Here is a 23,382-nt window from a genome sequence, read left to right as displayed (position 1 = left end):
ATTTGCTACACACTACCATACTAACTGCACCATGGACGTAGGAATCACATCACGGCTCGAACGCATCTCGACAGGGGGGCGATACCTCGTCGTCCCGATGGACCACGGAATCACGCTGGGCCCGGTGAAAGGGCTCGTCGACCTCGAAACGACCGTCGACGCCATCACGCGCGGCGGGGCGGACGCCGTCCTCACGCAGAAGGGCGTCGCGCGGCGCGTCCACCCGAAGAAGAACGGCAAGGGCTTCATCGTCCACCTGAACGGGTCGACGGTCATCGGCCCCGAATCGAACGACAAGCGCATCACGGGGTCGGTCGAAGAGGCCCTGCGCGCCGGCGCCGACGCCGTCTCCTTCCACATGAACGTCGGCAGCGAGTTCGAACCCGACCAGATAACTCAACTGGGCGAACTCACCGAGAAGGCCCACCGCTTCGGCGTCCCCGTCCTCGCGATGAACTACGCGCGCGGCCGCGACACCGACCCGCACGACGCCGAGAACCTCGCGCACGCCGTCCGCCTCGCCGAGGAACTCGGCGCCGACGTGGTGAAGACGGCCTACACCGGGAACCCCGACACCTTCGAACGCGTCTGCGAGGCGACGCGCCTCCCCGTCGTCATCGCCGGCGGAAGCCGCGGGACGGACCGACAGACCATCGAGATGGTCCGCGGCGCGATGGACGCCGGCGCGGCCGGCGTCTCGATGGGTCGCTCCATCTTCCAGCACGACGACCCCGAGTCCATCACGCGCGCGGTGAGTTCGGTCCTCCACCGCGACGAGGACGCCGAGACGGCCCTGCACGAGGCGGGTCTGGAACTCGAAGCGTAAGCTTCCCTTCCGTTCTTTTCCGCCCGCCCACTGCCGCCGCCCGTCTCGATGCCGACGAGCGAGCGTCGGCGCTCACCAGTCGTCGCCTTCGGTCGGGTTCGTCCCGTACGTCGCCGGAACCCAGTTCTGCTCGTCGATGGGCGGACGCTCGTACCCCGTATCGGACTGCCGCGGCGGCAGGTCCATCGGTTCCGGCGTGAGGTCTTCGTAATCGAACTGGTCGAGCAGGTGCGTGATGCAGTTCAGGCGCGCGTGCCGCTTCACGTCGGCGTTGACGACGTGCCACGGCGCCTCCTCGATGTCGGTGCGTTCGAGCATCTCGTCTTTCGCCTTCGAGTACTCCGCCCACTTCGACCGCGCCGTCAGGTCCATCGGGCTGAGCTTCCACCGCCGTTTCGGGTCGTCGATACGTCTCTGGAAGCGTCGCTCCTGCTCGTCGGGACTGATGGAGAACCAGTACTTCACGAGGACGATTCCCGACCGGACCAGCATCCGCTCGAACTCGGGACACGAGCGCATGAACTCCTCGTACTCCTCGTCGGTGCAAAAGCCCATCACGCGTTCGACGCCGGCGCGGTTGTACCAGCTACGGTCGAACAGCACGATTTCGCCCGCCGTCGGGAGGTGTTCGACGTACCGCTGGAAGTACCACTGGTTGCGCTCTCTGTCCGTCGGCGTTCCGAGCGCGACGACGCGGGCGACGCGCGGATTGAGGCGGCGAGTGATTCGCTTTATCACTCCGCCCTTGCCCGCGGCGTCTCGTCCCTCGAAGACGACGCAGACGCGCAACCCCTCGGATCTGACCCAGTACTGCAACTTCACCAACTCCTCTTGGAGCCGGTCCAGTTCCCGCTCGTACTGTTTCTTCTTCAGGACGCCCCGTTTGTTGTACTCGAACTCGTCTCCCATCCGTGCACGGAGGGCGGCCGGCGAGATAGTCTCTCGGCTCGGTTCGGTCGGGTCGTCCGGGCTCGGTCCCCCGGCGCCCGCCGCTCGCCGCTCTCGTCGGACTCACTCCGCCAGTTCCTCGCCCTCCAGCGGCGACGACTCCGCCCAGTACCGCTCGAACCGCTCTTCGGCCCACGCCAGCACCTCGGGGTCGTCCGAATCGATGGCCGCCCGGAGCAGGCCGCTCTCGTCGCGGAGAAACAGGTGCGCCACGTCGTCGGTTATCGTCACCGCCAGCGGAATCTCCCCGTCGTACAGGCGAATCTCGGCGTCCGCGTGGTCGGTCAGTTCGCGGAGTCGGCGCCGGAGCGCCGAGTCGTGCGCGAGGGCGTCCACCGCCGCCGGCGAGAACACCCCCCGGAACGTCTGTCCCTCCTCGACGGTCCGCCGGCGAATCACGTCGAGGCTCTGCTCGTTGAACGCGTACGAGAAGATGCGAACCGACTCGGCGCGTTCGAGCAGTTCCAGCACCCGCTGAACCGGCGCGCCGGGACGGGTCTGACTCGGCGTCGTGATGGTCGCATCCGAGAGGCATCGGAGGTCGAACCCCATCTCCTCGGTGGGGAGCCACTGCATCACCTCGCGGAGTCTCCCCTCCGTCTCCAGCGTCTCCAGGAGGTCGGTGAACTCCGCCGCGACGAGTCGCCCCGTCGCCGTCGCCGCGTAGGCGTCGCCGTCGCGTTCGATCCAGTGCCGGTCGGTGAAATCCCGCAGGATGCGGCCCAGCGTCGGCTGGGACGCGCCCGTGCGTTCGACGAGTTCGCGCCGCGTGTGCCTGCCCTCGCGCAACGCGTCGAGCACCTGCACCCGATTGGCCGACAGCGCGAGGAACTCTATCTCTTCGAGCGCGGTGTCCATCTACCTCCCCGTTGTCGCGGCCCCCACATAGCGCTTTTCGAGGGATGAAAGTTCGTCAAGGTCTGAAAGGTTCCCGCGGGGGGACAGCCAGTCGCGGCGTGACATTAATGCAGTTATCGAAGCTATTTCTGGACAGATATATGGACGAACGGCTATTAGATAGAATTACTTGATGACTTCCACACTCACACGGAACGGACGCATCGGTACGCAACGACTGATGCGGGGGGGACGGCGATAGTGGCCGCGTCGAAGTACCGCCTCTTCGGGTTCTTCCTCGCGGCCAGCGTCTTCTTCGGCGGCACGTTCGTCGCCGCCACCGCCGGCGCGGCGTACTTCCCGCCCCTGCTGTTCGTCTCGCTCCGGTTCGACATCGGTGCCGTCCTGCTGTTGGGCTACGCGGCGTACCGCTTCCCCCGCGAACAGTGGCTCCCGCAGTCCCGCTCGGACCTCGCGGGCATCCTCGCCGCGGGCGTGTTCGCCATCGGCCTGACGAACGCCTTCATCTTCGTCGGCCAGACGTACACTTCGAGCGGCGTCGGCTCCATCATCTACAGCCTCAACCCCATCCTGACGCCGTTCCTCGCGGCGTTCCTGCTCTCGGACGAACGGCTCTCGAAGGCGGGCGCCGTCGGGATGGCGCTCGGCTTCGTCGGCGTCGCCCTCGTCGTCGGCGTCAGCCCCTCGAACCTCCTCGGCGGCGCCATCGTGGGGAAGGCGCTCCTCCTCGCCGCCGCCGTCTCCGGTGCGCTGGGCGCCGTGCTCATCCGCCGGGCGGACGCCTCGCTCCCGAGCACGGTCCGAACGGCGTGGGCGCTTCCGGTGGGTGCGCTGGTCTGTCACCTGCTGAGTCTCGGCGCCGGCGAGTCGTTCGCCGCCATCCAGTGGACGCCCGCGGCGTACGTCGCCCTCGGCTACGTAGGCGTCTTCTCGGGCGCCTTGGCGTTCATCGCCTACTTCGGCCTGCTCGACGAGGTGGGCGCCATCCGCGGCAACCTCGTCTTCTACGTCGTCCCCGTCGTGGCGACGCTCGGCGGGTGGGCGTTCCTCGGCGAGACCATCTCCGCGACGACGCTCGCCGGGTTCGCCACCATCTTCCTCGGCTTCACCGTCCTGGGCCGCGGCGCCATCGCGGTCGAACTCTTGCGCCTCCGCGCCCGCGTCGCGGAGGAGGTGGCCGTCGACGTCGAGGTGGCCGCCGACCCCGACACGCTGTCGGCCGCCGTCCACGGCGACGTCCGCTGGAACGAACAGGACTGAGCGCTCTCGTTTCCTTCCTTCGCCTCCTTTTCCTCTCCGCTCTCGTCCCGTTCGCCGCCGCGCCGTCCGGCAAACCTCCGGAGAGTCGCCACGCTTTAACCCCGCCACCGAGTCTCTCCGACGATGACACGGAGCGTCTGGTTGAAGGCCGACGACAGCGTCGGCGACTGGGAGGCGCGGAAGCGACGGATAACGGCGGGCCTCGAAGCGGGCGTCGACTGGGTTCTCGTCGACGAGGCGGACGTCGGGCGCGTCCGGTCGCTGGGTGACGTGAACGTGGCCGCCTTCCGGACGGATACCGACGCGAGCCTCATCGACGACGTCGAGGAGGCGGAGAACCCCGACGCCGAGGCCGAGGCGGGGGCCGCCGCCGACGCGTACATCGTCGGCAAGGACGGCGAGGGCGACGGCACCATCGACCTGCCGGGCGACTTCTCGGGGTCCGCCGACCTGACGACGCTCCGCCGCGGCGACAACCGCGCGAACGGTGCCTACGTCCGCATCCTCTCGAAGGAGTACGAGTCGTTCGCCGAGACGGCCGCCGAGGACGCCGACTACACCATCGTCGTCGGCGAGGACTGGACCATCATTCCCCTCGAAAATCTCATCGCCCGCATCGGCGAGGAGACGGACCTCATCGCGGGCGTCACCACTGCGGAGGAAGCGCGCACGGCCTTCGAGACGCTCGAACTCGGCGCCGACGGCGTCCTCCTCGACAGCGACGACCCCGACGAGATTCGCAAGACCGCGGAGGCGCGCGACGCCGCCGAACGCGAGACGCTCGAACTCAGTTGGGCCGAGGTGACGGCCGTCGAGCGGACGGGGATGGCCGACCGCGTCTGCGTCGACACCGGTAACCTCCTCGAACACGACGAGGGGATGCTCGTCGGGAGCATGGGTCGCGGCCTTTTCTTCGTCCACGCGGAGACGGCCGAGTCGCCGTACGTCGCCTCCCGCCCGTTCCGCGTCAACGCCGGCGCCGTCCACGCCTACGTGCGCACGCCCGACGGCGGGACGAAGTACCTCTCGGAACTCAAATCGGGCGACGAGGTCCAGGTCGTCGACAGCGAGGGCCGCACCCGCGAGGCCATCGTCGGCCGCGTGAAGATAGAGAAGCGACCGATGTTCCGCGTCGAGGCCGACGTGGAGGGCGACAGGGTGGAGACGCTCCTCCAGAACGCCGAGACCATCAAGGTGCGGACCCGCGAGGGCCGCAAGGCCGTCACGGACCTCGAAGCGGGCGACGAGATTCTGCTCTACTACGAGGACACCGCCCGGCACTTCGGCGAGGCCGTCGAAGAGAGCATCATCGAGAAGTAGCGTCCGACGGCTCCGCCGATATTTTCCCGCGGCGATAGGTTTCGTCGGTCGTGCTGAATAGAGAGCGCAAGTCGGTCACGAGTTCAGAACCCTGTACCAGAGGGATAACCACGGATGCAGGAGTTCTCCTTCATATTATGGAGAGATAACAATTTATGCAAGTATCGCTTGTGGCCCTGTAATGAAGGCTGCTGACCTCGCTAATTCGGTCTCCGGCGGGTGGGGCGGGATTCTCTACGGCTTCGTCTTTCTCACTGCCTTTGTGGCAAGCGTGTTCAACGCCAGTATCAACCCTTTTGCAGTATTGGTCGTGGGTATTCTCCTCATATTCGTTCCCTTCGCGTGGCAGTCGTACAAGGAAGCCATTGAGGAGTGAGCACGCTCCTCTAACCGGTTCGCTCAACCCGTCCTGTATGGAATGACGGATGACTGTCTGCTGCACTCACCCTCTGTAGTCAGCACCCGATTGCTGTCTGACTTCGGGGGGTTCGACAGCATCTGGCCGACGGAAACGCGACGCGACCGCGCGCCGACGCTCGCGCTCATCGGCACGCACTCGTCTCGCCTTCTGGATTCTCACCGCTCACTCCCGCTCCGAATGTTCGCTTCCGCCCTCCGACGTCTCCGGGTCGACGGGTTCGGGGTCGGCGCCGGTTTCGACCGGGCGGCGCTTGAACTCCGTCGCGCACCACGGACAGAACCGCACCTCCGGGTCGAGTTCGCCGCCGCAGGCGGGACAGCGCGGTCCGCCCTCGTCCCGCGCGTCGCGGGCGGCGACGTAGTAGGCGTCGAACGTGCTGAGAAACAGCAGGACGAACAGCGGCCCCGTCACCTCGGAGGGAACCTGATCGAGCGTCGACGGCGTGACCGCCGTCGGGTCGGCGAACACTGACAGGAGAATCAGCCCCGCGCCGACGACGAAGGCGAACCAGGAGGCGGCGCGTCGCCACTCGCGGAGGTAGACGTGGCCCGCGCCGGCGATACCGACGCTGGCACCCAGCACGCCCACGAACGCGGCCACCATCGCGCGCCGTCGTGCGCCGGCCATCGTCAAACCCCGAAGCGCCCCCCGTGCTTAACTGTCGGGTTTCGCCGCCGCTCTCCGGGCGAAGAAATCGAGAATCGACTCCGTCGGTCGCCGTGCGTCGAACGCGAGCGTCCGAATCAGGCGACTCCGAGGCTCTCCTCGGCTTCGAGGAGTTCGTGATAGCGGTTGCGGATGGTGACCTCCGAGATGTCGGCCACCTCGCTGACGGCGGCCTGCGTCGTCTTCTCGTTCGTGAGGAGGGCGGCGGCGTAGACGGCCGCGGCGGCGAGGCCGACGGGCGATTTACCGGAGTGGACGCCCTTCTCCTTGGCGTTCTGCAGCAGTTGGCGCGCGCGCATCTTCGCCTCGTCGGAGAGGCCGAGTTCGGAGCCGAAGCGCGGGACGTACTGCTCGGGGTCGGCGGGCTTCACTTCGAGCGAAAGCTCCCGCGCGATGTAGCGGTACGTGCGGGCGACCTCGCTCTTCTCGACGCGGGAGACCTCCGAAATCTCGTCCAGCGAGCGCGGGACGCCGGCCATCCGCGCGGCCGCGTAGACGCAGGAGGTGGCGACGCCCTCGATGGAGCGGCCGGGAAGCAGGTCGTCGTCCAAGGCGCGGCGGTAGATGACCGAGGCCGTCTCGCGGACGTTCTCGGGCAGGCCGAGCGCCGACGCCATGCGGTCGATTTCGCCGAGCGCCTGCTTGAGGTTGCGCTCCTTGGAGTCGCGGGTGCGGAAGCGCTCGTTCCACTTCCGCAGTCGCTGCATCTTCTGACGCTGGTTCGACGACAGCGAGTTGCCGTAGGCGTCGCGGTCGCGCCAGTCGATGTTGGTCGACAGCCCCTTGTCGTGCATCGTGTTCGTCGTCGGCGCGCCGACGCGGGACTTCTGGTCTTTCTCCTGGGAGTCGAACGCGCGCCACTCGGGCCCGCGGTCGACGGAGTCCTCGGTGATGACGAGACCGCAGTCGTCACAGACCGTCTCGCCGTGTTCGTCGTCGACGACGACGTTGCCGCCGCATTCGGGGCAGGTCAGTTCCTCGGCGGCGCTCTCGGACTCGGATTCGGTCTCCGACTCGTCCTCGTCGCGACGGCCCCACTTCTGTCCCATGGACCGCTTCGACTCGCTCTCGTTGGTATCCGCTCGTTCCTCTTTCGTTCTCGCGTTCCGGCGAGTGAAGGTACTCTTCTCGCTCATGGATGTAGGCGACGAATGCTCCAGAGCACAGGCACGGCTGTGGAAAAGGCTCGGAGCGTTCCGTACATCACAGACAGAGTATCGATACATAAGACGTTCGGAATCGCTCGCGCGAACGCGGCGCACAGCCCCTCGAATCGCCGTTTGTGACTACATATCAATCACGTTTATATGGTATCAGTGACACGCGACGCGCCCGCGAGCGCCACCGTCTTGACGGGTGCCGCCGTGAACCTCGGGTATGCAGGAGTCCGACACCCGAGGCGCCCCGACGCGCGTCGTCTCCCTCGCCCCGAGTGCGACGGCGACGCTCGACGCGATGGGGGCGGCCGACCGCCTCGTCGGCGTCACCGCCCACTGCGAGTCCGAATCCGACGCCCCGGTCGTCGGCGGGTGGCTGAACCCCGACTACGACCGACTCGCCGAGGCGGACCCCGACCTCGTCTGCACCAGCGACGCCCTCCAGTCGGACGTCCGCGAAGAACTGCGGAACCGGGGGTACGAAGTGTGTCACGTCGAACCCGCGCGGTTGGACGAGGTGCTCGACTCCTTCGAGACGCTCGGCGCCGCCGTCGGCCGTCCGGAGGCGGGGGAAGCGCTCGCAGCCGACTGCCGCAACAGACTCGCGGCCGTCGAGGCGCGCACGCCCGACGGACCCGACTCCGGCCCCGTCGTCTACTGCGAGGAGTGGTCGGACCCGCCGATGGCCGCCGGCAACTGGGTGCCCGACGCCGTCGCCGCCGCCGGCGGGCGCTGTCCGTTCGTCGACGCCGGCGACCGCTCGCGCGAGGTCGACCGGGAGGCGGTCGAACGCGCCGACCCCGACCACGTCGTCCTCCACCTCTGCGGCCGCGGCGACCGCGTCTCCCCCGAGTCGTTCCGCGACCGCGGGTGGGACGTCGACGCGGCGGTCCACGTCCTCGACGACTCCCTCCTGAACCAGCCGAGTCCCCGACTCGTCGACGGCGTCGAGACGCTCGCCGACCTGCTCCACCCCGCGGACGCGTAGCGACACGCCCAATGCGGTCGCTCCGTATCTCCGAGCATGCAAGTTGCAGTCGGCAGCGGCAACCCGGTCAAGCGCGACGCGACCGTCCGCGCCTTCCCCGAGGCGACGGTCGAGGTCGAACCCGTCCCTTCCGGCGTCGGAGAGCAACCGACGGGCCACGCCGAGACCCGAACCGGCGCGGAGAACCGCGCGCGGGCCTGTCTCGACGCGGGCGCGTACGACCTCGGCGTCGGCATCGAGGGCGGCGTCGCCCGCTTCGAGGGCCGGGAGGACCTGTTTCTCGTCATGTGGGCCGCCGTGACCGACGGCGACCGGTGGGGCCGCGGGACGGGCCCGAGCCTCCGTCTCCCGGACGGAATCTCGAAGCGAATCGCGGCGGGCGAGGAACTCGGCCCCGTGATGGACGACGTGCTGGGGACGACCGACGTGGCGAAAAAGCAGGGCGCGGCGGGCGCGTTCACCGGCGGAAAGCTATCGCGGACGGACGCGCTCGAATCGGCCGTCGTCGCCGCCGCGGCGCCGTTTCTCTGCGAGTTGTACTGACGTTCAGTCCAGTTCGGCCGGCTCCGCCTCGCGGCTCTCGCGGACCTCCTTGCTCTCCTCGACGGCCGTCGTGAGCGAGACGTTCAGACCGAGCATGGAGGCGTAGCCGCCGACGACGGTGACGATGTTCTTCACCGCGTGGTCGAGGACGGCCGCGCCGAGCGCCAACTCCGGCGAGATGCCGGTCAGGCCGATGACGAGGAGCGTGAACGCGCCCTCGTAGAGGCCGACGCCGCCCGGCGAGAGGGGCAGCACCTTCGCGAGGTTGCCGACGCTGACCGCGAAGAAACACACCGAGACGAACTCTATCGGCGCCAGTCCGGGGTCGAACGCGGCGAGGACGAGCATCGCCGTCGCCACGTCCAGCATCCAGATACCGAGGCTGGAGACGCCGATGCGGGCGAACCCGCGCCGCGTCCCGGCGACGGCCTGCAGGTCGTCGACGAAGCGCTCGACCACCTTGGCGACGAGTTCCGCGTAGGAGTCCGAACTCGCCCGGCGGACGAGTCGGCCGGCGAGGTTGCCGTCCGACTGCGCGGAGGCGATGATGACCGCCACCGCGAGGATGGCCGCGAGGGCGACGCCGACGGCGACGAGGACGGCGACCTGTCCGGCACCCTCCGCGCCGACGACGGTCTCAGCCAGTTCGGCGGTCTGTCCGGTGACCGTGTAGCCCACGAGGACGACGCCCGCGAGCGCCGTGATGGTGAGCAGGTCGAAGACGCGCTCGGCCGCCAGCGAGGCGAAACCCGAGGGGTACGGGATGCCGCGGCGGGCCTTCACGACGTACGCGCGGATGAAGTCTCCCAGCCGTGCCGGGAACACCAGGTTACCGGTCTGGCTGATGAACACCGCGCCCGTCAGGAACGACGCCTTCTCGCGGAACCCCAACTCCGCGAGGATGTCGCGGTAGCGCACCCCGCGGACGGGCCACGAGAGCACGTACACGAGGGCCGCGACGGCGACGAGGACGGGGTCGGCGGCCTGCATCTGGTCGAGGACGGCGCCGAAACTGATGTACTGCGTCATCAACACCAAGGCGAGCAGCGTCAGAATCGCGCCCGCCGCCAGCGCGACCCGCTGGGTCACGCGGGGCTTGACGGCGACCTGCCACCACGTCCGGACGATCTGACTGCCCATGCCGAACACGTCGCGGACGAGATCGACTTTCGTGTCGCCCTTCGGCGTCCAGTCGACCGGGAACTCGTCGACGCGGTAACCGGCGCGCTGGGCGCGGACGAGCATCTCCGTGTCCCAGAACCAGTGTTCGTCCTCGACCTGCGTCCGCAGGTCCTGAAACGCCTCGCGGCTGAACGCCTTGAACCCGCACTGGTGGTCGCGGAGCGACGACCCGAGGAAGAGGCGCACGAGGAGGTTGAACGCGCGGCTCGGCACGCCGCGTTTGGTCGGGCGGTCGGCGACGCGTCCGGGCATCCAGCGCGACCCGGTGGCGACGTCGTACCGTCCGGACCGGACGCGGTCGACCAGTTCTTCGAGGTGGCTCATGTCCGTCGCGAGGTCCGTGTCGAAGTAGACGAGCACCTCCCCGTTCGCCGCGGCGAAGGCGTGTTCGAGCGCGCCGCCGCGCCCGAGTCGCTCGTCGCTGTGGAAGTGTCTCACTCGGTCGTCGCGGGCGGCCATCCGTTCCGCGAGTTCCGGCGTCCGGTCGTCGCAGCCGTCCTCGGCCACGATGACCTCGAACGAGTCCGCGGGGAGAAACGACGACAGCGTCCTGAGCGTCTCTTCCACCGTCTCCTCGATGGTGTCCTCCTCGTTGTAGGCGGGGAGAACGACGCTCACTTCTGTCACCGACTGCTCGGTGGTCGGGCGACCCATTGCCTCTCTATTCGGCCATGGTCCCGTATGTAGTTTCTGGCTTTCGGCGAGCGTGACCGTCCGTCTCACCCGAATAGCGGCTCTCTACGGCGTGATTCTCACGATTAGGTGGATGTTAGACGACCGTACCGCCGCGCCGTCGATGGCGTCCGACGCCGGACGCTCGCGGCGTCGAAACCGGGAGCCCGCGGTCTGTTAAGCTCCCGTACCAAACCCCTCATACCCGTCTCACCCCTTCGTAGAGGTATGAGCGCAACCGCGTCCACCGCCGAACCCGTCGCCAACCTCTCGGAGAAACAGCAGAACATCCTCCGGTACCTCCGCGCGAACGCCGCGGAACAGACGTACTTCAAGTCCCGCCTCATCGCCGAGGAACTGGGGCTCTCCGCGAAGGAAGTCGGCGCGAACATGCGCACCATCATCGACGGCGAACACGACGTGACCATCGAGAAGTGGGGTTACTCCTCGGGGACGACGTGGAAAGTAACCGTCTGAACGGGCGCTAGGCGTCCGTACCACTCGGGCGTTCATCGTCCCCCGGACCGACGCGGTTTCGGCGTGGGCGTCGCACGCCTCGCGTTCGACCCAATCGTCTCGCGTCTCCGCGACGCTTCGGCCCTCCGCCGCGGATTCGAGCGCCTCGAACTCCGAGTCTCCGAGCGGTCGCTCGCTTTTCCCATCGAAGCGAAAGTCGAAGAGTACCGAGAGAACGCGGAGCGGAGACGACGGACCGGACGCCGTGCGGATTCGGCGCCCGCTCGGGATCAGGGGTCGTAGCGGATGAGGCTCGCGGCGTCGTCCGCCAGCGAGACGGCCGCGGGGCCGAACGAGTCGGCGTAGCGAATCAACAGCGTGATGAGCGTCTCCGGGCGGACGACGGCGTAGCCGTCCTCGCGGGAGAGCAGTCCCGCCTCGTCGAGTTTCCGGGCGTAGTTGCTCACCGTCGCGCGGGAGACGTCGAGTTCGGCGGCCAGCGCCGACCCGGTGGCGTCCGGGGTTCGGAGGAGGGCGACGAGCATCCCGCGCGCCGTACCGCGGCGGAGGTAGCCCAGCGCCGTCTGCTCGAAGGCGGTGAACCGCCCGGCGGGGAAGAAGCGCTTGTAGTCGCCGTCGCGGCTGAACTCCACGACGCCGTCGTCGACGAGGCGCCGCAGGTGGTACTGGGTCTCGCCGGTTCCGAGGCGCAGGTCGTCGCGCACCTTCGAGAAGTGGGCGCCCGGCGTCGAGGCGACGTAGCCGACGATGGCGTCGCGCGCGTCGCTGCCGGACTCGGGGGCCTCCTCCTCGTCGGATTCGGCCGCCCCGAGACCCGCGAACGGCGTCGCGGCACCGAGGGCCGCGAAGCGCCGGAGCGTCGCGCGTTTCTCCTCGTCTACGCCTCGGTTCGTCATCGGTTCTCGTTCTGAGTAGGACGGTTGGCGGTCAAAAACTCTTCGCTCCGACGGACGGCGTCCGACATATCTCCGTTCGCGAGATTTACCGGCGGTAGTGCGCTCCTACCAGCCGCGCCGTTCACGCCCGAACCCGTCGATAACGGGGCTTTCGAGGCTCACAGCTCTTTTTCGGTCTCGCGTTCCCCGTCGCCGGCGTCGCTTCCGTCCGTGCTGTCGGCGCCGGCGGAACCGGTCTCGGCTTCGGTCCCGTTGCCCGCGGCGCCTGCGGGCCCTCCGGACTCCTCGTCGGCCTCGGAGACGACTTCGTCCGCGCTCTTGATGTCGGATTTGTCCGCCGCGTCCGCCTCGGCGACGACTTCGTCCGCGCTCTTCATCCCGGGGTCGGATCCCTCCTTGATGGCCTGGGCCTCCTGTTCGAGTTCCTCGACGTTCATCTCGGCGGCCTCGTCTATCTGGCCGAGTATCTCCTCGATGTCGTCGAGGCCGATGAGTTCGCGCGTCTCCTCGTCGAACTCGAGGCTGTCGAGGCCGGCCTGCTCCTGCACGTCGGAGTTGCTCAACTGCCGGCCGTAGCGGCCGAGGAGGCTGGTGAGTTCCTGCGGGAGGACGAACGTCGTCGACTCGCCCTGGCCGATGTGTTCGAGCGTCTCCATCCCCTTCTCGATGATGGCGCGTTCGCCCATCGACTCGGCGGACTTGGCCCTCAGAACCGTCGAGATGGCGTCACCCTGCGCTTCGAGGATCTGACTCTGCTTTTCACCCTGCGCGCGGATGATGTTCGACTGCTTCTCACCCTCGGCCTCCTCGACGGCGGAGCGTCGCTCACCCTGCGCCTCCAGAATCATGGCGCGGCGGCGACGCTCGGCGGACGTCTGCTGCTCCATCGCCTGCTGGACGTCCTGGGAGGGGTTCACCTCGCGGACTTCGACGGACTCGACGCGGACGCCCCACTCGTCGGTGGGTTCGTCCAGTTCCTTGCGGATTCGCGCGTTGATCTCCTGTCGCTTGTTCAGCGTGTCGTCCAGTTCCATGTCGCCGAGGACGGCCCGGAGCGTCGTCTGCGCGAGGTTCGAGACGGCGCGCTTGTAGTCGTCGACTTCGAGGAAGGCCTTCCGGGCGTCCATCACCTTGATGTAGACGACGGCGTCGGCGGTCACCGGCGAGTTGTCGCGGGTGATCGCTTCTTGGCGCGGCACGTCGAGCGTCTGCGTCCGCATGTCGAACGCGTACGTCCGCGAGACGAACGGCGGGATGAAGTTGATACCCGGTTCGAGCAGTTTGCGGTACTCGCCGAACACCGTCAGCGCCTTCTTCTCGTAGGCGTCGACGATTTCGACCATCTGGTAGACGGTCACGACGGCGAGGAGGAGCACCAACAGGCCGACGGCGTAGGCTCCGAACGCCGCTACCTGCAGTGTCACGGGGTCCACTACCATAGTCGGGGGTTAGTGTGTTGGTCAAATAAGGCTTCGCACGTGACAACCGGCGGACGCCGTCCGCGTCGCGCCTCCGCGGCGCATTCAGGCGCGTTCGGTTTCGGTTTCCGTCTCTGTCTCGGTCGCATCCCCGCGCCGTTCGCCGTCTCCCCCGTCCCAGTTCTCCCGCCGTCGGCGCTCCCGTTCGAGTTCGCGGTCGATGTCGTCCAACGCGTCGTCGAGCGATTCGACGGTGATGACGTTGCCGCCGCCGGGGTCGACGACGATGACCTCGCTGCCCTCGGGAATCTCGCCGCTCACCGACCGGGCCGCGTAGTAGGGGTTGAAGCCGCCGCCCTCGTCCAGTTTCACCTCTCCCTCCGTCGGCGTCACGCGCTCCGTGACGCGCGCGGTCCGCCCGCGGAGCGACGCGGAGTCGCTCGTCTTCCCGCTTCCCTTGCCGCCGTAGATGTCGAGTTCGCGATAGCCGTACAGCGCGAGGGCGCCGAACAGGAGCACGAGGACGCCGAGGACGACGGGGCCGGCGGCCGGACCGAGGAGGAGGCCGACCAACCCGGCGGCCAGCAGCGCCACGCCGAGGACGACGAGGTGTGCCCCCGGCGCCAGCGCCTCCGCGAGGGAGACGCCGACGCCCGCGACGACGAGCAGGTACGGCAGAAGCTCTGGCGGGATGAGGGGCTGGAGGAACGCCGTGAGCGGCGACCGGAGCATACGGGGACCTAGGGAAGGGGGTCGATTAAGCGTTGTCACGCCGCACGGCCGTCACGCCGGGGTGACGTCGCCTCGGCCTCGACGGCGCCGTCGCGGACGAACCGGACGGACTCGTCGCCGCGGAGCACCAGCGTCGCGCTCTCGGCGTCGTCGGGGACGGAGAAGACGACCCACACCTCGCGCGGGTCGTCCGGGGCGAACAGTCCGCCCTGATCGAAGCCGACGACGCCGTCCAGCGGCTGGTATCCGTACCGCTCGCCCGCGACTTCCAGCGCCAGCGACGATTCGTCCATCGACAGCGGCGTCTCCCCGACGTTGCTCACGTTCATCCGCACGAGGACGAACGTCTCGTTCGGCGGCGCGTCGTACGCCGTCCCGTTGACGGTCAGCGAGTCGGCCGTCCGCGCGTTCCACCGCACCTCCGCCGTCGCGTTCGCCCCGGCCGTCGAGAGCGCCGAGACCGCGAGGTCGCCCTCGCCGCCGGCCGCGCCCGCGCCGATGGCCGGGAGTCCGAGCGCCGGACCGACGGCCGACCCGAGGAGGAAGACGACGAGGACGAGCAACGCCGCCGGGAGGACGACGTTCGGCCGCGGGACCCCCGTCAGCGGACCGGGGAGCGCGCTCGCGATGGTCCGTCCGCCGTCGTCTCCGTCTCCGTCTCCGTCTCCGTTCGCGCCGCCGGACGCGTCGGACTTCCCGCCGCCCGCTTCGGCCGGGGTCTCGGAGTTCGACTCGGACTTCTTCGGTCTTCGGTTCGACCCCTCTCGCCCCTCCTCGGCGTCGTCCCCGCTCCCGTCGCCGCCGACCGGCAATCGGGCGAGAAGCGCCTCGAAGTCGAACGGAAGCGCCTCGGGGACCGGAACGCCGTAGGAGCGCAGGGCGGCGAGCAGTCGGTCCAGCGGTCCCTCGCCGCCCCCGCCGGCGTAGGCGCGCAGGACGTGCTCGAAGCCGCCCTCTTCGACGGTTCCGGCGAGCGTCTCGCGGTCGAGGAGGTGGATACCCTTCGACTCGGCGACCTCTCTCACCTCTCCGGCGTAGGCGCCCTGCGTCGCCATCACGGCCACGTCGACGCCCTTCTTCCGGCAGAAGCCGACGAACCGCTTCAGGTGTTGCACCGACACGTGCGACTCCGTCGTCGGGAAGACGTAGAGGACCCCCCGCTTGCCGTCGCCGCGCTGACCGACGATGAAGTACGTCTCGTCGGGGCGCTGCTTGACCGAGGTATCCCATCCCCGCTCGTCCCACAGGTCCGCCAGGAACGAGACGAACGCCTCCGGTTCCAGTTCCGGCAGTTTCTCCATCAGTGCTCCTCCCGTCGGTCCGCGTCGTGTGTTCCCATCATTCGTCGGTCTCCCCCTTCGTCCCGCGCGCGAACAGCCCCGCGGCCGCCAGAATCGCCGCGACGGCGACGGCCGGCGACAGCGGAACGCCCGTCTCGGAGGTGCCGTCGGACGGACCCAGCGGCGTCTCCGACAGCACCGGGTAGGGCGTCGCCGTCGGCGCCGGCGTGGCCGTGACCGTCTGCGTCCCCGTTGCCGCGGCCGGCGTTTCGGTCGGCGGCGACTCGAAGGCGACCCGCGCGGTGTCGTTCACGACCCACCCGGAGCGCGTGTACTCGCTGTCGTTCCGCGAGTACGCCGCGTCGCCGTCCGAGTCGTTCACGAGTTCCGCGCGGAGCGTCTGCTCCTCGTACAGCGGCAGCGACAGGCCGGCGCTGACGTTCTCGTGTCGCCCCGGCGCGAGGTAGTCCGAGCGGCCGACGCCGTTCCCGTCGGCGTCGTGGACGCGGACGAACCCGCCCTCGGGGACTTCGACGAACGCGAGCGTCACCGCGGCGTCGCCGGCCGACTGGTCGTCGAACCGGACGGTCGCGTTCGGGGCGACGAGCGTCACCTCCTGGGCCGTCTCCGGGTAGAACTCGTCCGTCCACAGCGTCGCCGTCACGCCTCGCGTCGCGCCGCCGAGGTCGATGGTCGTCTCGTACTCCCGGTTCGCGTCCACGGTGGCCTCGCTGATGAGGAGGAACGCGTCGGGGCGCGGCGACCGGAGGCGCACCTCCAGCGTTGCGTTCGGCGCGCGCGTCGTCTCCCCGCGCACGACGAACGTGTCGTTCTCCCACGGGTACTGCGTCGCGTCGTTCACCGGTTCGAGCGACGCCTCCGACTCGACTATCTCGAACGTCGTCGCGGCGACGACGGTGTCCTCCTCGACCAGTCCGTTCGCCGCGGTGAGCGTCAGGCGCGCCTCGTACTCGTTGCGCTCGGGGCGGTCCTCGTCCGGCACGATTTCGGAGGTGTCCCAGACGAAGTAGACGATATCGTCCTCGAAGGCGGGGAGGACGGTGACGTTGGCCTCGGGGGTGCCGGCGACGAACCCGTCCGTCTCGCTGTTCGGCGACGGCGACACCTGCGAGACGGACCACTCGACGCCGTTCGACGCCGCGTCCCCGGTCAGGTCCTCGGCGTTCAGCGCCGACTCCAGTCCCGACTCCTCGACGCGCATCACGGCGTAGTCGCCGGCGGCGACGACGTTCGAATCGGACGTCACGCCCGTCAGCGGACCGACGTCCGCGTCGTCGCCGTCGCCGCCGACGGCGTACTCGGTCACCTCGAACTCGGCGGGCGCGACGAACGACTCCGCGCGCATCTCCCCGCGCGGTTCGACGGTGAGCGTCGCCACGGCGCGTTCGTCGCCGTCGATGCTGACGTTCACCAGGTACTTCGACGGCATGAGCGGCTTCGAGAGCGGTTCCGACAAAAGCGTCGCGTCGCCGCCGTCGACGAACTCGTCGGGGTCGGCGGCCGTCGACGCGTAGGTGTCGATGGTCACCTCGTCGGTGCCGCTTCCGCCGAGGGCGACGACGAGGTGGAACCCGCTCCCCGGTTCGCCGATGGTGACGTTCGCCGGGCCGGAGTGGCTGACGGTGAACGTCACCTCGTCGCCGCGCGTGACGGTCAGGTCGCCGTCGACGGAGGCGGAGGCGGCGTCGGCGGCGAAGACGGGGGACGCGTCGGCGTCGACGGCGACCGACCGCGTCCGCTCGTCGGGCGGGAGGGCGAGTGCGGGGGCGACGGCGGCGGCGACGAGTAGGAGCGCCGCGACCAGCGCCGCGAGTGGGCGTGTCGGATGCATCGGGCGGCAGTTACCCCCTCTACCCGGTATCCGGCATAAAAGACTGCGGTCGAGTACTCAGAACTGATAATCTCGGCGGCCGACAGGAGCGAGCGCCGGGGCGTCCCGGCACGGCGGAATCGCCGGCTTCGGCGCTCAGAGCAACGTGGCGATCAGCGCGACGGTGGCCAACGCGCCCAGCACCACGAAGAGGACGTTCTCGGGCGTGGGCGACCCGGGTTCGAGCGGTCCGAGCGGCGGGCGGTCCTCGCCGACGGCCTCCGCGATACCCACCTCGTCGCTCTCGGCCTCGTTCGCGCCGTCGCGGGCGTCGGTCGCGTCGATAGCGCGGTCCGCGCCCGCGGCGTCGTCCGGTCGCTCCGCTCTCGGGTCGGGGGGCGTGCGGTCCGGGCCGCCGCGTCGGTCGACGTCAGCGTCAGCGTCGGCGGCGGTGCCGTCCCGCCGGCCGTCGGGGTCGTCGGCGCCGTCGTCGCGGGTGTCCATCGGTTCGACCTAGGCGACGGGCCGGCAAAGGCCTACCGCCCTCGGCTTCGCCTTCCCTGTCCCGTCGCTCCCACTCTGGTCCGAGAGTGCGCCGCGGTCGCTCGGTCTCCGCGTCGCTACCGCACCGGCCGGTTCCGGTCGGACTCGTGTTTGATGACGTTGCCCTCGTAGACGATGCCGCGTTCGGCGTGCAGGGTGATTTCGGTGCCGACCGAGACGGTGTCGGGGATGGGCGCGCCCGAAATCATCGGGAGGTCGAGTTCGCGGGCGACCAAGGCGGGGTAGCCCGTCATGCCGGGACGGGCGTCGATGATGCCGCCGAGTTTCTTCGCGTCGCCGTCGAACTCGCCGTCGAAGGCGGCGGTGAGCGCCAGCAGCGCCCCCTCCGGCACGTCCGAGAGGTCGCCGTCGTCGGAGACGGCCAGCGGTCCGGCGACCCGGCCGCCGACGACCTTCCTTCCGGTCGCGACGGCTTCGGCGGCGACGTGGACCTTCAGCATGTTCGTCGTGTTCGTCCCCTCCAGTTCGGTCATCATCCCCGAGAGGACGACGAGCGTGTCGCCCGAACTGGCGACGTCGGCGTCGAGGGCGGCGTCGACGGCGTCGTCCATGATGTCGTCGATGCCGTCGCGGTAGTCGGCGTACTTCGGGATGACGCCCCACGAGAGCGTCAACTGCCGGCGGATGCGGTCGTTCGGCGTCGTCGCGACGACGGGCACGCCGGGGCGGAACTTCGCCGTCTTCCGGGCGGTGTAGCCCGACTCGGAGGCGGCGACGATGGCGCTGGCGTTCACGTCCCGCGAGAGGTAGCGCGCCGAGCGAGCGAGCGCCTCCGTCCGCGAGTCGTCCTGCGCGACGGGGACGTGCTGTTCTTGGTTCTCGGCGTACTCCTCGCTGGACTCGACCTGCCGGACGATGCGGTCCATCGTCTGGACGACGCGCACGGGGTTGTCACCGATGGCCGTCTCGCCGGAGAGCATCACGGCGTCGGTGCCGTCGAGGACGGCGTTGGCCACGTCCGAGGCCTCCGCGCGCGTCGGGCGCCGCGAGTGGACCATCGAGTCGAGCATCTCCGTCGCCGTGATGACGGGCGTCCCCGTCGCGTGACACCGCCGGATGATGCGCTTCTGGATGATGGGCACCTCTTCGAGCGGCATCTCCACGCCGAGGTCGCCGCGCGCGACCATCACGCCGTAGGACGCCTCGATTATCTCGTCGAGGTTCTCGACGGCGCCCGCGCGCTCTATCTTGGCGACGACGGGGATGTCGGCGCCGAGGTTCTCGAGGGCGTCGCTGATGGTGTAGACGTCCTCGGCCGAGCGGACGAACGAGGCGGCCACGAAGTCGGCGTTCTTCTCGGCGGCGACCTCCAGTTCGCGCTGGTCGCCCTCCGTGATGAGGTCGATGTCGAGTTTGACGCCCGGGAGGTTGACCCCCTTCCGCGCCCCCAGTTCTCCCCCCGACTCGATGCGCGCGACGACGGCGTCGCCTTCGACGCGTTCGACCGTCGCCTCGATGCGACCGTCGTCGAGGAGGACGGTGTCGCCGCTCTCGGCGGCCGAGATAGAGTACGAGAGGCCCACCTCCTCCGGCGTCGCGTCCTCGCCCTCGACGAAGCGCACCTCGCTCCCGGTGTCGAGGCGGATGGAGCCGTCGATGGGCGCGGTCCGGACCTCCGGCCCCTGCAGGTCGACCATCGCGGCCAGCGGTTCCGGGGTGGCCTCGTCGACGGTGCGGATGCGGTCTATCACTTCCTCTCGGTGCTCCGGCGTGCCGTGGCTGGCGTTCAGGCGTGCGACGCTCATCCCGGCGTCGGACAGCGCCCGAATCGTCGCCCGGTCGTCGGAGGCCGGCCCGAGCGTGCAGACGATTTTCGCGTTTCTCATGGAGGCGACTACAGGTCACCGCATAAAAAAGCCCGACGATGCCACTACTTCTGTGGTAAAAACAGTCATCGATACGGCTCCTCCGCCGCGGTGACTGTCACGGGGGGCGACTGTGGCGGTTATATCCGTGCGGACCGTTCCCACGACCATGGTCTCGACGCGACGCTCGGACGCCGGTGGAGGTGACGAGACGACGAGCGGAGACGGGCGGCGGGCCGATTCCGCGGCGCTCCGCGGCGACGGCGGCGGCATCGTCGCACCGGACGACGAGACGCCGACGTGGCGCGAGCGCAAGGCGCGCACCGTGGGCCTCTCGCGACTCACCTACGAGTACTTCGAGCGCTCGCGGTACGAGGACCAGACGCTCAGGGGGGAGTCGGACTACGTGGAACGCGACGTGCTCGCGTTCCCGACGTGGCCGCACGAAACCGTCCGGAACCTCTCCATCGTGAGTTTCTTCACCGGGATGGTGCTGTTCCTCTCGGCGACGCTGCCGCCGCACATCGGCGCACCGGCGAACCCGAGTACGACCCCCGTAATCATCCTGCCCGACTGGTATCTCTACTGGTCGTTCGGCCTGCTAAAGCTCGGCCCGCTCAACCCCGAACTGGCGGTTCTGGACGGCCAGAAACTGATGGCGGACCGGACGTACGGCGTGCTCGCCAACGTCGTCATCGTCGGCTTCATCGCCATCGTGCCGTTCCTCAACAAGGGGAGCGCGCGCCGGCCCGTCGAGCAGCCGTTCTGGGCCGCCGTCGGCGTCGCCGGCGTCGTCTTCGCGTTCACCATCAGCGTCCTCGCCGTCCAGAATCTCTACCCCGGCAACGTCGACCTGCTGTTCGACCTGACGTTCCTCGCGCCCGTCGTCTTCGGCTTCATCACGTACGCCGTCCTGCGGACGATGCGGCAGGGGTACATGTACGACCTCAACAGGCGCTACTACCGGCTCCGGCCGCCGCGGTGACGCCCCGGTTCCGGCGGACGGGAACGACCCGCGCGGCGCCCGCCGTCACGCTTTAGCGCCGCGCGGGCGACGGCGGACGTGTGCAGCACATCACGGACGACATCGTCGGTAAGCACGTCGTCGGCCCCGACGGCGAGCGCATCGGCAAGGTGACGGGCGTAGAGGACGGCAAGGCGATGCTGAAGGGCGAGACGGGCGTCTCCGCGGAGATGCAGGACGCCCTCAGCGGAGAGGACGACGAGACGCTCTCGGTCAGCGCCGACCAGGTGGTCGAGGTGACGGACGACGAAGTGCGCGTGTCGTCCCCCTGACGGTTCGGCCCTAACGACTCGGTCGACGGAGACGACTACCGAACGCGCGTCCCGGGTTCCGCGTCGCCGTGGGTGGTCAGGAGGTCCGCCTCCTCGCCCGCGGCCAGCACCATCCCGTTCGACTCGACGCCGAACAGTTCGGCCTTCTCCAGGTTGGCCACGACGACCACCTTCTTGCCGGGCAGTTCCGAGAGGTCGTGAAGCTGTTTCAGCCCCGCGACGATCTGACGCTCCTCGACGCCGATGTCGACGGTCAGTTTCGCCAGTTTGTCCGCGCCGTCGATGCCCTCGGCGTCGAGTATCTCGGCGACCCGGAGGTCGAGGTCCTGGAACTCCTCGAAGCCGATGCGGTCTTCGACGAGGGGTTCGAAGTCGCCGCTCTCGCCATCCTCGGACTCGTCCCCGCTCTCGCCGTCGTCGGAGTCGTCGGCGTCGCCCTCCTCCTCGTCCGCTTCCGTCTCCGCGACGCGCGCTTCGAGTTTCTCGTTGAGTTCCTCGACTCGGTCCTCCTCGATCTTCTCGAACAGTTCAGAGGGCTCGCCGAACGACGCCGCCGGAGCGTCGAGGGCGGCGCCGACGCCAACCTCGTGCACGTCGCCGTTCTCGTTCAGGTCCGCCCAGAGGCGTTCGGCCTTCGTCGGTGCGATGGGTTCGAAGAGGACGCCGACGGCCTTCGCCACCTGCACGCAGTCGCGGATGACCCGCTCTTTCTCCTCGCCGTCGTCGAGCTTCCACGGCTCGTTCCGCTGGATGTACTCGTTGCCGAACTGCGCGAGTCGGACGGCGGCGTTGCCCACCTCGCGGACGGAGTAGCCGTTCACGCCCGCGCGGAACTCGTCGATGGCCTCCTCGATGCGGTCGCGCACCTCCTCGGAGAGGTCCGCGTCGGGCGTTCCCTCGTACTCGCGGTGCGCGAACAGCAGCGACCGGTAGAGGAAGTTGCCGACGGTGCCGACGAGTTCGTTGTTCACCCGGTCGCGGAACTTCTCCCACGAGAAGTCCACGTCCTGTTGGAACCCGCCGTTCGTGGCGAGGTAGTAGCGGATGAGCGCCGGGGCGAAGCCCTCGTCCAGGTACTCGTCGGCCCAGACGGCGCGGTTGCGCGAGGTGGAGAACCCCTTGCCGTTCAGCGTGATGAACCCCGAGGCCATCACGGCGCGGGGTTCGACGTACCCCGTCGCGCGCAGCATCGCCGGCCAGAAGACGGTGTGGTGCTGGATGATGTCGCGGCCGATGATGTGGACGATGTCGCCCTCCTCGCGCCACGCCTTCTCCCAGTCGAACGTCTCGGGTCCGACCCGCTCTGAGTACTGCTTCGTGGAGGCGATGTACTCGATGGGGGCGTCCACCCAGACGTAGAGGACCAGGTCGTCTTCGGTGTCGCCGGGGTAGTCGATGCCCCAGTCCATGTCGCGGGTGATACACCAGTCCTGCAGTTCGCCCTCGATCCACTCGCGCGGCTGGTTCTGCGCGTTCGAGGTCCCTTCCAGTCTATCGATGAACTCCACGAGATAGTCCTGTAGCTCCGAGACGCGGAAGAAGCGGTGACTCCGCTCGCGGTACTCGGCGGGGTTGCCCGTCAGCGTCGACTCGGGGTCCTCTATCTCGCCGGGTTCGAGGTGACGGCCGCACCCCTCGTCGCACTCGTCGCCGCGGGCGTGCGCGCCGCAGTAGGGGCAGGTGCCCTCGACGTACCGGTCCGGAAGCCACTGGTCGGCCTCGGGGTCGTAGGCGATGGGTATCTCCTTCTCGTAGAGGTAGCCCTCCTCCTCTAAGGTGCGGACGAGGTCCGTCGTCAACTCCGTGTTCGTCTCGTCGTGGGTGTGCCCGTAGTTGTCGAACTCGATGTCGAACTTCGGGAACGTCTCCTCGTACTGCTCGTGGTGGCGGAGCGCGAACTCCTCGGGCGTGACGCCCTCCTTCTCGGCGTTGACGGCGACGGGCGTGCCGTGCATGTCGGACCCGCTGACGAACGCCGTCTCCTGTCCGAGTCGTTTCAGCGCGCGACTGTAGACGTCGCCGCCGACGTACGTCCGGAGGTGGCCGATGTGCAGGTCGCCGTTCGCGTACGGCAACCCGCAGGTCACCACCGCCGGGTGCTCCGTGGGGAATGGTTCGTGGCTCATAGTCGTGTCTGGTGAGTCGGAGGGGCGAGGCCTAAATTTCGTCGGGTTCGTTCGCTTCCCCACTCCCCGACACCGAAGAGACGGCGCGGGCGGCCGACACCACCGCGGTTTTGGCC

22 protein-coding genes are annotated in these 23,382 nt (G+C 68.7%); 9 read left to right on the top strand and 13 right to left on the bottom strand.

Annotation, left to right across the window (positions count from 1 at the left end):
- The first annotated feature begins 31 nt into the window (after positions 1-31).
- Positions 32-826 (top strand): 2-amino-3,7-dideoxy-D-threo-hept-6-ulosonate synthase, encoded by a 795-nt coding sequence (locus NDI79_RS04955; protein ID WP_310927331.1) that lies wholly within the window; start codon positions 32-34, stop codon positions 824-826.
- A gap of 72 nt (positions 827-898) precedes the next feature.
- Here the strand turns inward: NDI79_RS04955 and ppk2 are convergent, their stop codons facing one another.
- Positions 899-1,735, bottom strand: a complete 837-nt coding sequence (ppk2, locus tag NDI79_RS04950; RefSeq protein WP_310927330.1) for a polyphosphate kinase 2 — start codon at positions 1,733-1,735, stop codon at positions 899-901.
- 102 nt (positions 1,736-1,837) lie between these two features.
- Positions 1,838-2,632: a helix-turn-helix transcriptional regulator gene (locus NDI79_RS04945; RefSeq protein ID WP_310927329.1), complete on the bottom strand. Its 795-nt coding sequence runs from the start codon at positions 2,630-2,632 to the stop codon at positions 1,838-1,840.
- A 240-nt stretch (positions 2,633-2,872) separates the two neighbouring features.
- On the opposite strand from NDI79_RS04945, the gene NDI79_RS04940 reads away from it, so the two are divergent.
- The 3 genes from NDI79_RS04940 to NDI79_RS04930 all read left to right on the top strand — a co-directional run bounded on the left by NDI79_RS04940 (position 2,873) and on the right by NDI79_RS04930 (position 5,588).
- Complete coding sequence (locus tag NDI79_RS04940) at positions 2,873-3,892, top strand: DMT family transporter (RefSeq protein WP_310927328.1); 1,020 nt, start codon at positions 2,873-2,875, stop codon at positions 3,890-3,892.
- A 123-nt stretch (positions 3,893-4,015) separates the two neighbouring features.
- Complete coding sequence (locus NDI79_RS04935; RefSeq protein ID WP_310927327.1) at positions 4,016-5,212, top strand: 3-dehydroquinate synthase II; 1,197 nt, start codon at positions 4,016-4,018, stop codon at positions 5,210-5,212.
- A 181-nt stretch (positions 5,213-5,393) separates the two neighbouring features.
- Positions 5,394-5,588 (top strand): hypothetical protein, encoded by a 195-nt coding sequence (locus tag NDI79_RS04930; protein ID WP_310927326.1) that lies wholly within the window; start codon positions 5,394-5,396, stop codon positions 5,586-5,588.
- Between the two features lie 207 nt (positions 5,589-5,795).
- Here NDI79_RS04930 and NDI79_RS04925 read toward each other — a convergent pair whose 3' ends face one another.
- Positions 5,796-6,260: a zinc ribbon domain-containing protein gene (locus NDI79_RS04925; protein WP_310927325.1), complete on the bottom strand. Its 465-nt coding sequence runs from the start codon at positions 6,258-6,260 to the stop codon at positions 5,796-5,798.
- 116 nt (positions 6,261-6,376) lie between these two features.
- Complete coding sequence (locus NDI79_RS04920; protein WP_310927324.1) at positions 6,377-7,348, bottom strand: transcription initiation factor IIB; 972 nt, start codon at positions 7,346-7,348, stop codon at positions 6,377-6,379.
- 328 nt (positions 7,349-7,676) lie between these two features.
- Between NDI79_RS04920 and NDI79_RS04915 the strand changes: the two genes are divergently transcribed.
- Both NDI79_RS04915 and yjjX read left to right on the top strand, forming a co-directional pair.
- Entirely contained in the window at positions 7,677-8,444 is a 768-nt protein-coding gene (locus NDI79_RS04915) for a cobalamin-binding protein (protein ID WP_310927323.1), read from the top strand.
- Between the two features lie 36 nt (positions 8,445-8,480).
- The gene (yjjX, locus tag NDI79_RS04910; RefSeq protein WP_310927322.1) at positions 8,481-8,987 is read left to right on the top strand and encodes an inosine/xanthosine triphosphatase; all 507 of its coding nucleotides are present in this window, start codon (positions 8,481-8,483) and stop codon (positions 8,985-8,987) included.
- A 3-nt stretch (positions 8,988-8,990) separates the two neighbouring features.
- Here the strand turns inward: yjjX and NDI79_RS04905 are convergent, their stop codons facing one another.
- The gene (locus NDI79_RS04905) at positions 8,991-10,823 is read right to left on the bottom strand and encodes a flippase-like domain-containing protein (protein ID WP_310927321.1); all 1,833 of its coding nucleotides are present in this window, start codon (positions 10,821-10,823) and stop codon (positions 8,991-8,993) included.
- A 246-nt stretch (positions 10,824-11,069) separates the two neighbouring features.
- On the opposite strand from NDI79_RS04905, the gene NDI79_RS04900 reads away from it, so the two are divergent.
- On the top strand, positions 11,070-11,318 hold the full coding sequence (locus tag NDI79_RS04900) for a DUF7123 family protein (RefSeq protein WP_310927320.1): 249 nt from the start codon (positions 11,070-11,072) through the stop codon (positions 11,316-11,318).
- A 269-nt stretch (positions 11,319-11,587) separates the two neighbouring features.
- Here NDI79_RS04900 and NDI79_RS04895 read toward each other — a convergent pair whose 3' ends face one another.
- The 7 genes from NDI79_RS04895 to pyk all read right to left on the bottom strand — a co-directional run bounded on the left by NDI79_RS04895 (position 11,588) and on the right by pyk (position 19,865).
- Positions 11,588-12,214 (bottom strand): winged helix-turn-helix transcriptional regulator, encoded by a 627-nt coding sequence (locus NDI79_RS04895; RefSeq protein WP_310927319.1) that lies wholly within the window; start codon positions 12,212-12,214, stop codon positions 11,588-11,590.
- A gap of 158 nt (positions 12,215-12,372) precedes the next feature.
- Positions 12,373-13,653 (bottom strand): SPFH domain-containing protein, encoded by a 1,281-nt coding sequence (locus NDI79_RS04890; RefSeq protein WP_310927318.1) that lies wholly within the window; start codon positions 13,651-13,653, stop codon positions 12,373-12,375.
- A gap of 84 nt (positions 13,654-13,737) precedes the next feature.
- Positions 13,738-14,364 (bottom strand): NfeD family protein, encoded by a 627-nt coding sequence (locus tag NDI79_RS04885; protein ID WP_310927317.1) that lies wholly within the window; start codon positions 14,362-14,364, stop codon positions 13,738-13,740.
- A 35-nt stretch (positions 14,365-14,399) separates the two neighbouring features.
- Complete coding sequence (locus NDI79_RS04880; RefSeq protein WP_310927316.1) at positions 14,400-15,665, bottom strand: restriction endonuclease; 1,266 nt, start codon at positions 15,663-15,665, stop codon at positions 14,400-14,402.
- A gap of 37 nt (positions 15,666-15,702) precedes the next feature.
- Positions 15,703-17,496, bottom strand: coding sequence for a DUF7282 domain-containing protein (locus tag NDI79_RS04875; RefSeq protein ID WP_310927315.1), 1,794 nt, complete (start codon positions 17,494-17,496; stop codon positions 15,703-15,705).
- A gap of 135 nt (positions 17,497-17,631) precedes the next feature.
- On the bottom strand, positions 17,632-17,979 hold the full coding sequence (locus tag NDI79_RS04870) for a DUF7312 domain-containing protein (protein ID WP_310927314.1): 348 nt from the start codon (positions 17,977-17,979) through the stop codon (positions 17,632-17,634).
- Positions 17,980-18,095: 116 nt separating this feature from the next.
- Positions 18,096-19,865 carry a pyruvate kinase gene (gene pyk, locus NDI79_RS04865; RefSeq protein WP_310927313.1) on the bottom strand — a complete coding sequence of 590 codons (1,770 nt, stop codon included), beginning with the start codon at positions 19,863-19,865 and terminating at the stop codon, positions 18,096-18,098.
- A 148-nt stretch (positions 19,866-20,013) separates the two neighbouring features.
- On the opposite strand from pyk, the gene NDI79_RS04860 reads away from it, so the two are divergent.
- Positions 20,014-20,829: a cytochrome b family protein gene (locus NDI79_RS04860; protein WP_310927312.1), complete on the top strand. Its 816-nt coding sequence runs from the start codon at positions 20,014-20,016 to the stop codon at positions 20,827-20,829.
- An 80-nt stretch (positions 20,830-20,909) separates the two neighbouring features.
- Entirely contained in the window at positions 20,910-21,140 is a 231-nt protein-coding gene (locus NDI79_RS04855) for a hypothetical protein (RefSeq protein WP_310927311.1), read from the top strand.
- Positions 21,141-21,175: 35 nt separating this feature from the next.
- On the opposite strand, the gene metG is transcribed toward NDI79_RS04855, so the two are convergent.
- Entirely contained in the window at positions 21,176-23,266 is a 2,091-nt protein-coding gene (metG, locus tag NDI79_RS04850; protein WP_310927310.1) for a methionine--tRNA ligase, read from the bottom strand.
- Positions 23,267-23,382 lie beyond the last annotated feature (116 nt).

The sequence above is a fragment of the Halogeometricum sp. S3BR5-2 genome (assembly GCF_031624635.1).
GTDB lineage: Archaea > Halobacteriota > Halobacteria > Halobacteriales > Haloferacaceae > Halogeometricum > Halogeometricum luteum.
This window is presented reverse-complemented; position numbering and strand designations above follow the sequence as displayed.

What these genes read in the sequence shown, in the direction of transcription:
- NDI79_RS04955 (WP_310927331.1), top strand. Translation starts at nt 32, where the DNA reads ATGGACGTAGGAATCACATCACGGCTCGAACGCATCTCGACAGGGGGG.
- ppk2 (WP_310927330.1), bottom strand. Translation starts at nt 1,735, where the DNA reads ATGGGAGACGAGTTCGAGTACAACAAACGGGGCGTCCTGAAGAAGAAA.
- NDI79_RS04945 (WP_310927329.1), bottom strand. Translation starts at nt 2,632, where the DNA reads ATGGACACCGCGCTCGAAGAGATAGAGTTCCTCGCGCTGTCGGCCAAT.
- NDI79_RS04935 (WP_310927327.1), top strand. Translation starts at nt 4,016, where the DNA reads ATGACACGGAGCGTCTGGTTGAAGGCCGACGACAGCGTCGGCGACTGG.
- NDI79_RS04930 (WP_310927326.1), top strand. Translation starts at nt 5,394, where the DNA reads ATGAAGGCTGCTGACCTCGCTAATTCGGTCTCCGGCGGGTGGGGCGGG.
- NDI79_RS04925 (WP_310927325.1), bottom strand. Translation starts at nt 6,260, where the DNA reads ATGGCCGGCGCACGACGGCGCGCGATGGTGGCCGCGTTCGTGGGCGTG.
- NDI79_RS04920 (WP_310927324.1), bottom strand. Translation starts at nt 7,348, where the DNA reads ATGGGACAGAAGTGGGGCCGTCGCGACGAGGACGAGTCGGAGACCGAA.
- NDI79_RS04915 (WP_310927323.1), top strand. Translation starts at nt 7,677, where the DNA reads ATGCAGGAGTCCGACACCCGAGGCGCCCCGACGCGCGTCGTCTCCCTC.
- yjjX (WP_310927322.1), top strand. Translation starts at nt 8,481, where the DNA reads ATGCAAGTTGCAGTCGGCAGCGGCAACCCGGTCAAGCGCGACGCGACC.
- NDI79_RS04905 (WP_310927321.1), bottom strand. Translation starts at nt 10,823, where the DNA reads ATGGGTCGCCCGACCACCGAGCAGTCGGTGACAGAAGTGAGCGTCGTT.
- NDI79_RS04900 (WP_310927320.1), top strand. Translation starts at nt 11,070, where the DNA reads ATGAGCGCAACCGCGTCCACCGCCGAACCCGTCGCCAACCTCTCGGAG.
- NDI79_RS04895 (WP_310927319.1), bottom strand. Translation starts at nt 12,214, where the DNA reads ATGACGAACCGAGGCGTAGACGAGGAGAAACGCGCGACGCTCCGGCGC.
- NDI79_RS04890 (WP_310927318.1), bottom strand. Translation starts at nt 13,653, where the DNA reads ATGGTAGTGGACCCCGTGACACTGCAGGTAGCGGCGTTCGGAGCCTAC.
- NDI79_RS04885 (WP_310927317.1), bottom strand. Translation starts at nt 14,364, where the DNA reads ATGCTCCGGTCGCCGCTCACGGCGTTCCTCCAGCCCCTCATCCCGCCA.
- NDI79_RS04880 (WP_310927316.1), bottom strand. Translation starts at nt 15,665, where the DNA reads ATGGAGAAACTGCCGGAACTGGAACCGGAGGCGTTCGTCTCGTTCCTG.
- NDI79_RS04875 (WP_310927315.1), bottom strand. Translation starts at nt 17,496, where the DNA reads ATGCATCCGACACGCCCACTCGCGGCGCTGGTCGCGGCGCTCCTACTC.
- NDI79_RS04870 (WP_310927314.1), bottom strand. Translation starts at nt 17,979, where the DNA reads ATGGACACCCGCGACGACGGCGCCGACGACCCCGACGGCCGGCGGGAC.
- pyk (WP_310927313.1), bottom strand. Translation starts at nt 19,865, where the DNA reads ATGAGAAACGCGAAAATCGTCTGCACGCTCGGGCCGGCCTCCGACGAC.
- NDI79_RS04860 (WP_310927312.1), top strand. Translation starts at nt 20,014, where the DNA reads ATGGTCTCGACGCGACGCTCGGACGCCGGTGGAGGTGACGAGACGACG.
- metG (WP_310927310.1), bottom strand. Translation starts at nt 23,266, where the DNA reads ATGAGCCACGAACCATTCCCCACGGAGCACCCGGCGGTGGTGACCTGC.